At 36.2% G+C, this 11182-nt stretch carries 14 protein-coding genes; 1 reads left to right on the top strand and 13 read right to left on the bottom strand.

Annotation, left to right across the window (positions count from 1 at the left end):
* Positions 1-82: 82 nt before the first annotated feature.
* From ACYPXO_RS01280 to ACYPXO_RS01220, 13 genes are all read right to left on the bottom strand, one after another.
* Complete coding sequence (locus ACYPXO_RS01280) at positions 83-1168, bottom strand: M24 family metallopeptidase (protein WP_459638915.1); 1086 nt, start codon at positions 1166-1168, stop codon at positions 83-85.
* A gap of 151 nt (positions 1169-1319) precedes the next feature.
* On the bottom strand, positions 1320-1421 hold the full coding sequence (locus ACYPXO_RS01275; protein ID WP_459638914.1) for a FeoB-associated Cys-rich membrane protein: 102 nt from the start codon (positions 1419-1421) through the stop codon (positions 1320-1322).
* A gap of 41 nt (positions 1422-1462) precedes the next feature.
* The gene (locus tag ACYPXO_RS01270; RefSeq protein ID WP_459638913.1) at positions 1463-1747 is read right to left on the bottom strand and encodes a DUF2325 domain-containing protein; all 285 of its coding nucleotides are present in this window, start codon (positions 1745-1747) and stop codon (positions 1463-1465) included.
* A gap of 10 nt (positions 1748-1757) precedes the next feature.
* Positions 1758-2351: a DUF3793 family protein gene (locus ACYPXO_RS01265; RefSeq protein WP_459638912.1), complete on the bottom strand. Its 594-nt coding sequence runs from the start codon at positions 2349-2351 to the stop codon at positions 1758-1760.
* 180 nt (positions 2352-2531) lie between these two features.
* The gene (locus ACYPXO_RS01260; RefSeq protein WP_459638911.1) at positions 2532-3026 is read right to left on the bottom strand and encodes a hypothetical protein; all 495 of its coding nucleotides are present in this window, start codon (positions 3024-3026) and stop codon (positions 2532-2534) included.
* A gap of 143 nt (positions 3027-3169) precedes the next feature.
* Positions 3170-4804, bottom strand: coding sequence for an amino acid ABC transporter ATP-binding/permease protein (locus ACYPXO_RS01255; protein ID WP_459638910.1), 1635 nt, complete (start codon positions 4802-4804; stop codon positions 3170-3172).
* Positions 4797-6536: an ABC transporter ATP-binding protein/permease gene (locus tag ACYPXO_RS01250; protein ID WP_459638909.1), complete on the bottom strand. Its 1740-nt coding sequence runs from the start codon at positions 6534-6536 to the stop codon at positions 4797-4799. The genes ACYPXO_RS01255 and ACYPXO_RS01250 overlap by 8 nt, the downstream gene beginning before the upstream one ends.
* The gene (locus ACYPXO_RS01245; RefSeq protein WP_459638908.1) at positions 6526-6729 is read right to left on the bottom strand and encodes a hypothetical protein; all 204 of its coding nucleotides are present in this window, start codon (positions 6727-6729) and stop codon (positions 6526-6528) included. Before ACYPXO_RS01245 ends, ACYPXO_RS01250 begins: the two co-directional genes overlap by 11 nt.
* 129 nt (positions 6730-6858) lie before the next feature.
* Complete coding sequence (locus ACYPXO_RS01240; protein WP_459638907.1) at positions 6859-7695, bottom strand: DegV family protein; 837 nt, start codon at positions 7693-7695, stop codon at positions 6859-6861.
* Positions 7696-7814: 119 nt separating this feature from the next.
* A complete protein-coding gene (locus ACYPXO_RS01235) occupies positions 7815-7952 on the bottom strand; it encodes a FeoB-associated Cys-rich membrane protein (protein ID WP_459638906.1) in 138 nt (45 codons plus the stop codon).
* A 14-nt stretch (positions 7953-7966) separates the two neighbouring features.
* A complete protein-coding gene (feoB, locus tag ACYPXO_RS01230) occupies positions 7967-10126 on the bottom strand; it encodes a ferrous iron transport protein B (protein ID WP_459638905.1) in 2160 nt (719 codons plus the stop codon).
* A gap of 67 nt (positions 10127-10193) precedes the next feature.
* Positions 10194-10415 carry a FeoA family protein gene (locus ACYPXO_RS01225; RefSeq protein ID WP_459638904.1) on the bottom strand — a complete coding sequence of 74 codons (222 nt, stop codon included), beginning with the start codon at positions 10413-10415 and terminating at the stop codon, positions 10194-10196.
* Between the two features lie 14 nt (positions 10416-10429).
* On the bottom strand, positions 10430-10642 hold the full coding sequence (locus tag ACYPXO_RS01220; protein WP_459638903.1) for a FeoA family protein: 213 nt from the start codon (positions 10640-10642) through the stop codon (positions 10430-10432).
* Positions 10643-10812: 170 nt separating this feature from the next.
* On the opposite strand from ACYPXO_RS01220, the gene ACYPXO_RS01215 reads away from it, so the two are divergent.
* Entirely contained in the window at positions 10813-11178 is a 366-nt protein-coding gene (locus tag ACYPXO_RS01215; protein WP_459638902.1) for a metal-dependent transcriptional regulator, read from the top strand.
* Positions 11179-11182 lie beyond the last annotated feature (4 nt).

Raw genomic sequence — 11182 nt, 5'->3', positions numbered from 1 at the left:
CGTGGTTTTCTTAATACAATAAAAAAACGTCTTGTTAAAAGTTACCACACTTTCAACAAGACGTTTTTTCTCTTACTAATTCCTATTCTTCCGGAACTACGATTAAATCTTTTGTAAAGTTATTCAATACTTCACATCCATCTTCTGTAATAAGTACAAGGTCTTCAATACGAACACCAATGCCTTCATCCGGTAAGTAAATACCTGGTTCAATAGAGAAACACTGTCCCACTTTAATGATATCTTCATTTACAGACGAAACATCTCCGTATTCATGATCTTCCATACCGATAGAATGACCTGTTCTATGTGTAAAGTACTGTCCAAATCCTTTTTCTTCAATGTAGTTTCTACAAGCCAAGTCTACATCACACATTCTGTTTCCAGGTTTAGATGCTGCGATACCTCTTGCCTGTGCTTCTTTAACTACTTCATATACTTCCCTTGCTCTGTCAGATACTTCACCGATAAATACTGTTCTTGTCATATCTGAGCAGTAATCATTTAAAATACCACCGATGTCAAGTACAACTGAATCTCCACGTTTTCCTTTTGTATCATCTGTTACATGGTGTGGATCTGCTCCTGATTTACCATATGCTGTGATTGGGTCAAAAGAAACACCTGAATGTCCTGACTGTGCATATTTTTCACGAACGATTGCATCTAATTCTTTTTCTGTATATCCTTTAACAACCAATGGAACTAATTCTTCCATAATTTTGTCATTTGCTGCTGATGCTTCACGCATTAATTGTTTTTCTTTCTCGTCTTTGATCATTCTTACATAGTCAACAATCATAGAACCATTACGGAATTCGCTTCCCGCACCTAATTCCTGTAATCTTAATAAGAATTTTGCCGGCCAAACTTTATCAATACCGATTGGTTTGTCTTTCTCTACAAATCTGCTTAAGATTTCTACTCCGTCTTCAATATCATCGTACCAAACTAAATCCACTCCAAGATCTTTTTCCTGTGGGAATAATTTATTGATAACTAATTTGTGATTTCCGTTCACATTTAAGTAAAGAGCTAAAAGTCTTTCACCAGGATGAATCCATTTCCCTGTTAAATAATAAATACTTGGAGGATCGGAAATAATCATCTGTGGCATTCCCTGTTCTTCCATTGCTTTTAAAATTCTACTTACTTTTCCTGCATCCATTATGTAATGCCTCCTCTGTTTTATTGTGCTTTTCATCTGCACTATACTGTAATTATAGTATCATTTTTACACCATGTCAACAAAGCAATCACTTCTTTTCTTTGTCCTGAAAACAATCTCCTGCACAACCTGTACAACCACTTCCACAGCCTCATGCACTGACTCCGTTCTTCCTCTTTTTTATCTGATTTCTTACTACAAGAAAAACCAGCACCGTTATTCCTACGATAAGAATCATATCCGCTAAACTCATTTTTACACCACCGTTTTTGTTCTTAGTATAGCATGAAAATTCTATAAAACACATTCATTTTGCAGAATTTCATTTAACGCATTTTTACTGCTCGTATGACATCGCACAATATTGGCATTACATTTTTGTGCCTCTGTCACCGCACAACGCACCATTTTATGAGAAACCGTATTTGTAAATAAAATAATCAAATCCGGGCTTCCTATCTGTTCACTCAAATTTGCCGTCATCTGTGTAAAAATTTTCGCTTTACATTTATACAATTTACAAAGTTGCTTATATTGATTTACCATGCGGTCATGCCCACCAACAATAACTACACTCATCTTGCTCCTCCTATCCTGCGTAATTTGTCATAATCTCTTCCATACGAACGCCATTATAAATGAGGGAAATTAACGTTTCCTTTGCCACCTCAAACTTACGGAATAATCTCATTTTCTCAGTCATATTCTCATAGACTTTCCAATAACCTGCATAGAGAAAATATTTTCCCTCATTCTCCATAAATCCTCTCACATCTTCCAATGGATAACCTAAAAGTAATCCCATTTCATGCGGAAAAACTCCTCTCTTCTTCATATAAGTTGCATACCGCATCTGAAAAGTTTTCAAAATCTGTCCAAACTGAAATACTCGATAACCTTCCTGTTGAAAAAACTGTTGAATTTCCTTCCTATAAAGAAATTCCTCTAGTTGTTTACGCCTGAACAGAAGAAAAGTGACCTTCTTCTCTGTCTGTAACATCTTATAATAAGAAATGTCACTTTTTCCGATAATCTTTCTAACCCATTTCTCGTTTTCCACAGACACAATAAGCAGATTAGACGCTTTCAAACCTGTAATCAGAGGAGCGCATTGTAGTGCCAACTGTATCTCTATATTCTTTAAATCCATTTCCTGTACAATTTCAAATATCTCCCTGCTCATTGTTTCCTCCTTGGTTAGTTTTATCTAACTTAGATTTATTTTAACTAATTAGAGATGTTTCGTCAAGATAAAAATGATCATTTTATTTGCCTTTTATTTATTATGCCCTGAAAAGCAAAAAAGAAGTCACATACTAATTACTTTAGTATAGCAACTCCTTCTTCCTTTGAACCCTTTATTCTATTTTACTTTTTTTAATATTCCAACAAGTTTATCTATATTGTTTAAATTAAAATAGCGAACCTTTCCATTCTCATCAAACTGTGCCGTTCCATTTACTTCCAAGTTCTCATCGTCTCCGCTTTTGTCACTTAGATGAAGTTTTATCTGAAACTCATCATAATCCTTTTTTTCCTTTATCTCTATTTTCTCTATCTCAATATTACAGCCATTTTCATAAGATAGCATTATCATTTGATATGTACCTGTTTCCAAAAAAGTTTTATACGCATCTTCTGTCATTGCGCCCTTAAATCTCTTTCCCATCCAACCGGATGACGAAAAAATTGAAGAATTATTTTCAAACTCTTGATATTCCTCATCGCTAATGGGATGAAACAATTCTTTCATTATTATTTTGAGATTATCCGTACTTTTCATTCTTTTTTCTTGACCACACCCTAATAAACATATACTCAATAAACAAAAGAAATATATCCAAATCTTTTTCTTCATACGATAACCCCCTTTTTCATATCAAACATTTACTTTGTATTAATAATTATACTTCAAAACGCATAATTCATCAATTAAATTCTTTTTTTTCATTATTTTGTAATTATTATTCACTTTTACCCCTATATTATTTTAAATACTTCCTACATTCTGCTCACTTTATCTGCAATCGACATTGTGGATTTTCTATGGGATACAAGTACAATCGTTTTATTCTCTTTTTCTTCCAATAAAGTTTTCAAAATAATCCCTTCATTTAAACTATCGATATTACTTGTCGGCTCATCCAAAAGGATAATCGGAGCATCATGTAAAAATGCTCTCGCAATTCCGATACGTTGTCTTTCCCCACCCGAAACGGAATCTCCTAATTCTGCAAGTTTTGTGTCATATCCAAGTGGTAATGAAAGAATAAATTCATGAAGCGATGCTTTTTTTGCTGCCTCAATTACTTCCTCCCTCGTCGCATCTGCCTTTGCAATCTTAATATTGTTTTCAATCGTGTCTTCAAACAAAAACGTTTCCTGCGTCACATAAGAAATATGCTTTCGCAGTTGTTTTGTATCTATTTCATTTACATTTTGGTTTTCATACAATACCTGTCCCTCTTTCGTTTCATAAAAACGCATAAGAAGTTTTAAAATCGTTGATTTTCCGCAACCACTTTCTCCCAAAATCCCATGTATTGTATTCTCTTCTATTTGCAGTGAAAAGTTTTCTAAAATATTTTTTTCTGCGTCAGGATAACCAAATGTCACATCAAAAAGTTTTAACTCACCCTGCGGAACAGAAACATCACTGTTCACTTCCGTCACAATCGGTTCTTCTTCCAATAAATTTAACACACGATTTCCACTGGCAAGCGTCTGATTTAAGTTATTTGATAATGCTGATAAAGCACCTGTAGGTCCGAAAGAACTCATCATTGCGATTGTGCAGATAATCGTTTCTCTTGCCGGAACAAGTGTAGCACTTACAAGAAGCATCACAACACCTGCAAGTAAAATAACTATATCTGTACTCACCCTCTGCCGTCCTTCCTGCTGCTTCAGTTTTTCATTCACCTCTTCCAATTCATCGGTAAACTTATCCATTTTTTCTTTTCTGTCATTTTCTTTGCCATACTGCAAAATTTCGTCCAAACCGTATAAATTATCCAAAACCGTTGTGTTTAAGTTTCCATATAGTTTACGGTACTTCTGTCCATATTTCTGTCCTGCTTTGCTATTGATAATCGGAATAACCGCTCCCACTAAAATATAGAAAAATAATGCGATTACTCCCAAAATCCAATGATACTGCCCGATAAAAAGAACCATAACACCCGAAGTCAGCACTGCAATAACTATCGGCGAAATCGTGTGGGCATAAAATACTTCCAACAGTTCAATATCACTCGTAATAATGGAAATTAGATTTCCTTTTTCTTTTCCGTCCAATTTGGCAGGGGCTAATTTACGCAGCGCCGAAAAAATCTGATGACGGATACTCGCCAACAATTTAAACGCAATATAATGATTGCTCGCCTGTTCCACATAACGCAATATTCCACGCAGTACGGCAAAAATAATTGCCAGCACAAAAATGGTTGTCAACGGCATCGTTTTATCTATGCCCAACACATTCCCAATTCCCACGCCTCCGAGTACCGTAATGAAAATTGCCATAAGATTTCCAATGCTGCCCATGAGAATGGCAACAAACATCACCGCAAGTAGCGGACGTATCATTCCGATAAGTCCAAACATAACCTGACTTCCGCTTCTTGATTTATTCATAAGAAACTGCCCCCTTTCCAAATTGTTCTAACGCACTCTGATGATGAAACATTTTGTAATAATATCCTTCTATCTTGCAAAGTTCTTCATGTTTTCCCTGTTCTGCAACTTTACCGCCTTTTAAAACGTAAATCTTATCCGCCGACACTACATTTGCCAGCCTGTGAGAAATAAGTAAAACTGTTTTTGTCTTAGCCAGTTCCCTCACAACCTCCATAATCTGATTTTCACTTTCCACATCTACATTTGAAGTTGCCTCATCAAAAATGTAAATGTCGCTGTCATGTAAAATCGCTCTCGCAAGGGCAAGTCTTTGCTTTTGTCCTCCCGATAGATTAGATGCTTTCTCCTGCAAAATATAGCCTAAACCACCGCTCTTTTCCACAAAATCCAGCAGATGTACTTTTTCCAACGCACTCTTCATATCCGTTTCCGTTGCGTTTTCATTTCCCATAAGAAGATTTTCACGAATTGTTCCCGCAAACAGATAACTGTCGTGACGAATCCTTGTCACTTTTTTCCGAAGTGCTTTCGGAGAAATTTTTTCCAAAACAACTCCGCCTATCGTCACTCGCCCACTGTCAACAAAATTATCCCCCATTAGAATAGAAGTAATTGTACTTTTTCCACAGCCCGACTCTCCGACCAGAGCCGTAAGTCCGTGTTCCGCCTGTAAAGTAATACCGGATAAGATCTGTTTGTCTTTCTCATAAGAGAAATCTACTTCTGAAAAACAAACCTCATTGCCAATAATCTCTTCTGTCTGCCCTTCAACTTCCTCTTCCTCCAAATCAACAAGACGGAATATTTTATCTGCCGCAGCATTTCCGTTCATGGCAATATGGAAAAATGAACCGAGAAGACGAAGCGGAAGGAAAAATTCAGCAGACACCATAATCATAAAGAAACATTGTGCCAATGAAACATTTCCCGCACGGAGTTCCAATACACTTAAAATCATTCCGACTCCCGCTCCGCCATACGCAATCAAATCCATAATACTAATAGAATTCAACTGCATAATCAGAACACGCATTGTCACTTTTCGGAACTTTTCCGCTTCCTCATCCATTTTTTTAGCATACCGTTCGTCCGCATTATAGATTTTCAATGTAGTAAGTCCCTGTAGGCATTCCAAGAAAGAATCGCCCATTTCCGTATATGTTCCCCAATATTTTGCAAGCATCTTCTTTGCAAACTTTTGCACCGCTATAATTGAAAGCGGAATTAAAGGAACGCAGACAAGAAGAACAACAGCAACCTTTATGCTCATCATTCCCACAATAATAAACAGCGTGATTGGCGCAAGCATACTATAGAAAAACTGAGGAACATATTTCCCGAAATAGATTTCCAACTGCTCTACACCTTCCGTACTTATCTGTACAATTTCAGAAGTTTGAAAAAACTTTTTATATTGATTTCCCATACGCATCAACTTATCATAGACCATTGTACGAAGTTTTTTCTTTACTTCCTTTGAAGCTTCAAAAGATAATCTTGTGTTCCAAAGTGACATCAAACTTCTTATCAGTATGACAATTCCAAGAGCAACGATAAGAGCCACCCCTTTTTCCTTCAAAGCCCCGCCTGTCGTCATTGTTTCGATAAATCCCGCTATCGTAAGCAGAAAAAGAATATTCGCCATAAGCATTACCCACTGGCTGAAAACCATTTGTATAACTTTTTTCTTTGTATCTTTAAATTCTGAAAGTAATCGTTTATGAAACATTTTTCTTTCCTCCCTTTCCCTTTTTATACTGTAAAACATGCATTGTACATAAAATGCAAAATAGCACCGAAGCCATTTTATGCACGATAGTTATCCACAACAATTCCCTGAAAAACGGAATGGCAAATCCACTCACCGCCATAATAAACAGCATCACTATAAGCAATACATCTATCTTTTTGTTTTTTCGCATATTGTTCTCCTTTGCGTTTTTATTGTATTGATAATCATTTTCATTAAGAGTATATGTGAAAGGGAAAGAGTTGTCAAGAAGAAAAAACAGGATATAAGCATTCCACTTATACCCTGTCATAAACTTTACCTATTTCTTTTTCACAAAACTGATTGCAATGCAGGACGGTCCAACGTGTGTACCGATAATTCCGCCCACCGCATACATTGCATACTGCTTAATTCCGTACTTCTCTACAGTTTCTTCCATAAACTCCCTAACAATCTCTTTATCAGATGTATATCCAAAGTATACCGGTTCATTTTCATCTATCTCGTAAGATTCAAATTCTGTCCAAAGATATTTCTTCGCACCTTTTCTCCCTCTTGCCTTACCCAGCATAACCAAAACTTTATCTTTTAACTCGATAATCGGTTTAATATGAAGCATATTTCCGAGAACTGCCAAGGAAGCAGGGATTCTTCCACCCTTTTTCAAATAAGTTAATGTATCCAACATCCCGCATACAACTAGCCTTTTCTTTAAATCGTTCAAACAATCTACAATTTCTTCAATTTCTTTACCTTCTTCACGCAAAGAAACCGCACGCTGTACAAGAAAACGCTGTGTAATAATTGCCTGTTCCGAATCTACAATCCAAACTCTGTCATATTCGCTAATCTGTTTTGCAAGATTCGCTGCATTTACCGTTCCACTCAATCCGCTGGAAAGTGTGATAACTAATACGTCTTCCCCTCTCTTCTGCGCTTCTCGATATAATTTCAGAAAATCCTCCGGTGATGGCTGGCTTGTTACAGGCAAATCTTTCTCTTCCGCTAATTTTTTAAAAAATCTGTCGAAATCTTCTTCTTTCTCTTGAATAAAATCTCCATCTGAAAACTTAATCTGCAACGACACCATTTCAATTCCCATTTCCCGTGCTTCCTGCAAAGTAATATCTGAAGCCGAGTCCGTAATAATCATCATATTTCTTTTCCTCCTCCAACGTCTATCCGTATAACAACGAATAAATATATCATATTGAGAAAAAAAAGCAATTAAAGATTTATAAACTTTCTACAACTCATTTTCGATTTATTTTATTTTTAGTGACAATGTCCTCCACAATTTTTACAATTTCCACCACACTGTAATGATTTACCGTTCTTTTTATCTCGAATCATACTTCTTAAAGCCAATCCAACTAATGTTGCCACTATCAATCCTACTATTATTGTTCCCATAAATCTGCCTCCTTTTATTTTGTTCCTGCACGGTTTGGTCTAAACAGAAGATAGAAAAATCCTGCTATTAAAACAAACGCTGCCACTGTTCCAATTCCAAACACTCCTTTTGTCACAAGCATCCCAACTTGATATACGCAAAGTGAAACACCGTATGCTAATATTGTCTGGTATCCAATGGCAAACCAAAACCATTTTGCATTATTCATTTCACGCTTAATTGCTCCCATCGCCGCAAAACAAGGTGCACAAAGCAAATTAAAAATAAGAAAAGAATATGCTGACAATGCTGTCATATTTGCCGCAAGCTGTCCCCAAATTTCAATACCGTTATCCGCATTCACTTCTGCAAAACCAAACAGAATACCAAATGTACCTACAACATTTTCTTTCGCAATTAATCCGGTGACTGCTGCCACAGCCATTTTCCAGTCCCCCCAGCCAAGAGGTTTGAAAATCGGTGCAACTATTCCACCTATTGCAGATAAAATACTGCTGTTAAGTTGTTCAGGCTCAAGCATAACAAACGCTCCGTTTACCCAACCGAAATTCATCAAGAACCAAAGTACAATTGTGGAAAGTAGAATAATTGTTCCTGCTTTTTTAATAAAAGACCAACCTCTTTCCCACATACTTCTTAATACATTTTGTATTGTAGGCATATGATATGCCGGAAGTTCCATAACAAACGGCGCCGGATCTCCTGCAAACATCTTCGTTTTCTTTAAAATAATTCCAGAACAGATAATTGCACCTATTCCAACAAAGTAAGCGCTCGGTGCTACCCACCATGCTCCATCAAACAACGCTCCCGCAATTAAAGCGATAATCGGAAGTTTCGCCCCACAAGGAACAAATGTTGTTGTCATAATCGTCATTTTTCGGTCACGATCGTTCTCAATTGTTCTTGATGCCATAATTCCCGGCACACCACAACCACTCCCAATCAGCATTGGAATAAAAGATTTTCCCGAAAGACCAAATTTACGGAAAATTCTATCCATAATAAAAGCAACTCTCGACATATAGCCACAGGCTTCCAAAAAGGCTAAGAAAAGAAATAGTACAAGCATCTGTGGAACAAACCCAAGAACCGCTCCGACACCTGCCACAATCCCATCTAAAATAAGTCCCTGTAACCAATCTGCACACCCGATTGCAGTTAATCCACTTTCTACTAAAGCAGGAATACTAGGTACTGTAATGGATTTTATCCCGAAAAGATGCCAGCCTTCTCCAAATACCCCGTCATTCGCCCATGAAGTTGCCCAATCTCCTACTGTTGTAACGGAAATATAGTAAACAAAAAACATAACCGCCGCAAAAATCGGTAAAGCAAGCCAACGATTTGTAACGATATGGTCAATTTTATCTGACGTAGTCATTTCTCTTTTTTTCGTTTTTGTAAGACACTCTTTTATAATAGAAGAAATATATGTATATCGCTCATTCGTAATAATACTTTCTGTATCATCATCAAATCGGTCTTCCATTTCCTTGATTTCTTCTGATACATCAAGAGTGTCTGACATGATTTCTAAAATCTTGTCATCTTTTTCCAATAATTTGATTGCGAAAAACCTCTCTTGCTCCTGCGGAACAATTCCGATTAATTTACTTTCTACTTTTTCAATAATCTCCTCTGCTTCTTTTGAAAATTCATGTTTTCTTTCAGCAGTTTTCTTTGCTTGAGCAATTCCAACAGCTTTTTCTGCCGCTTTTCGAATTCCTGTACCTTTCAAAGCAGAAATTTCTACTACTTCACATCCTAATTTTTCACCTAATTTATTTATATGAATTTTATCGCCATTTTTTTCAACGATGTCCATCATATTCACCGCCATAATAACTGGTATTCCCAATTCCATTAACTGTGTGGACAAATATAAATTTCTTTCCATATTTGTTCCATCTATAATATTTAATATAGCGTCAGGTCTTTCCCCCACCAAATAATTCCTTGCCACAACTTCTTCCAATGTATATGGGGAAAGGGAATAAATTCCGGGTAAGTCCATTATCACTACATCTTTATGCCCTTTTAATTTTCCTTCTTTTTTTTCTACCGTTACTCCCGGCCAGTTTCCTACAAACTGATTTGACCCTGTCAACGCATTAAATAAAGTCGTTTTTCCACAGTTTGGGTTTCCGGCAAGTGCTATCTTTATTGCCATCTCTTTTCTCCTTTAAGTTTGTTTATTCTTCTTTTTGTTAGTTTTTACTAACCGTAGATTAAAAAAATTATTCTACTTCTATCATTTCGGCATCTGCTTTTCGTATGGATAACTCATATCCTCTAACCGTAATTTCCACAGGATCGCCTAATGGAGCAACTTTTCTTACAAAAATTTCTACTCCTTTTGTAATTCCCATATCCATAATTCTTCTTTTCACAGGACCTTCTCCATGTAATTTTTTCACTCGTACTGTCGTCTGACAAGGTATCTGTTTCAATGTTTTCATACTCTCTTTCCTTCCTACACCATAATTTTATTTGCCATATCTCTTCCAATGGCAACTCTGGAATTTTTTACATTTACAATCAAATTCCCTCCCATCTCCGATATAACTGTCACTGCTCCTCCGGTGACAAAACCAAGATTTTCTAAAAATCTTTTTGTTTCTTCTTTTCCCCCAACTTTTTTTATTACTGTTTCCTTGCCTGTAGTCATCATTGATAATGGCATCATTACACCCTCTTCTTTCTGATTTTGATAAACATTTTCATTTAATGTTAGTATATACTAACTCTAGTACACTGTCAATAACTTTTTGTCAATTTGTCTTTTCCTTATTTATATGTTATACTTATAAACACAAATTGATGTAAATTATTTATAGATAAAGGAGAATTTTATTGATGAAAACAGCAATGAATGAATCTGCTGAAAACTATCTTGAAACCATATTAATATTAAGCAAATCACTTCCCGTTGTTCGTTCTGTAGATATAGCAAACGAACTAGGCTTTAAGAAATCCAGCGTAAGTGTAGCAATGAAAAATCTTCGGGAGAAAAATCAGATTACGGTTACAGACGCCGGTTTCATTTATCTTACAGATGCCGGACGTGAAATTGCAGAGATGATTTATGAACGTCACGAATTACTTACTGCATGGCTTGTCAAACTTGGTGTGTCGGAAGAAATTGCATCTGAAGATGCCTGCAAAATGGAACACGTTATCAGCAAAGAAAGTTTTGAGGCAATTAAAAAACACGTACATTAATAGT

This window comes from Faecalimonas canis (genome assembly GCF_054601575.1).
The sequence above is the reverse complement of the archived record's forward strand: the minus strand, read 5'-3'. Positions and strand labels throughout refer to the sequence as shown.

What these genes read in the sequence shown, in the direction of transcription:
- ACYPXO_RS01255 (WP_459638910.1), bottom strand. Translation starts at nt 4,804, where the DNA reads ATGAATAAATCAAGAAGCGGAAGTCAGGTTATGTTTGGACTTATCGGA.
- ACYPXO_RS01270 (WP_459638913.1), bottom strand. Translation starts at nt 1,747, where the DNA reads ATGAGTGTAGTTATTGTTGGTGGGCATGACCGCATGGTAAATCAATAT.
- ACYPXO_RS01275 (WP_459638914.1), bottom strand. Translation starts at nt 1,421, where the DNA reads ATGAGTTTAGCGGATATGATTCTTATCGTAGGAATAACGGTGCTGGTT.
- ACYPXO_RS01245 (WP_459638908.1), bottom strand. Translation starts at nt 6,729, where the DNA reads ATGCGAAAAAACAAAAAGATAGATGTATTGCTTATAGTGATGCTGTTT.
- ACYPXO_RS01215 (WP_459638902.1), top strand. Translation starts at nt 10,813, where the DNA reads ATGAAAACAGCAATGAATGAATCTGCTGAAAACTATCTTGAAACCATA.
- ACYPXO_RS01250 (WP_459638909.1), bottom strand. Translation starts at nt 6,536, where the DNA reads ATGTTTCATAAACGATTACTTTCAGAATTTAAAGATACAAAGAAAAAA.
- ACYPXO_RS01265 (WP_459638912.1), bottom strand. Translation starts at nt 2,351, where the DNA reads ATGAGCAGGGAGATATTTGAAATTGTACAGGAAATGGATTTAAAGAAT.
- ACYPXO_RS01225 (WP_459638904.1), bottom strand. Translation starts at nt 10,415, where the DNA reads ATGAAAACATTGAAACAGATACCTTGTCAGACGACAGTACGAGTGAAA.
- ACYPXO_RS01240 (WP_459638907.1), bottom strand. Translation starts at nt 7,695, where the DNA reads ATGATGATTATTACGGACTCGGCTTCAGATATTACTTTGCAGGAAGCA.
- feoB (WP_459638905.1), bottom strand. Translation starts at nt 10,126, where the DNA reads ATGGCAATAAAGATAGCACTTGCCGGAAACCCAAACTGTGGAAAAACG.
- ACYPXO_RS01235 (WP_459638906.1), bottom strand. Translation starts at nt 7,952, where the DNA reads ATGGGAACAATAATAGTAGGATTGATAGTGGCAACATTAGTTGGATTG.
- ACYPXO_RS01220 (WP_459638903.1), bottom strand. Translation starts at nt 10,642, where the DNA reads ATGATGCCATTATCAATGATGACTACAGGCAAGGAAACAGTAATAAAA.
- ACYPXO_RS01260 (WP_459638911.1), bottom strand. Translation starts at nt 3,026, where the DNA reads ATGAAGAAAAAGATTTGGATATATTTCTTTTGTTTATTGAGTATATGT.
- ACYPXO_RS01280 (WP_459638915.1), bottom strand. Translation starts at nt 1,168, where the DNA reads ATGGATGCAGGAAAAGTAAGTAGAATTTTAAAAGCAATGGAAGAACAG.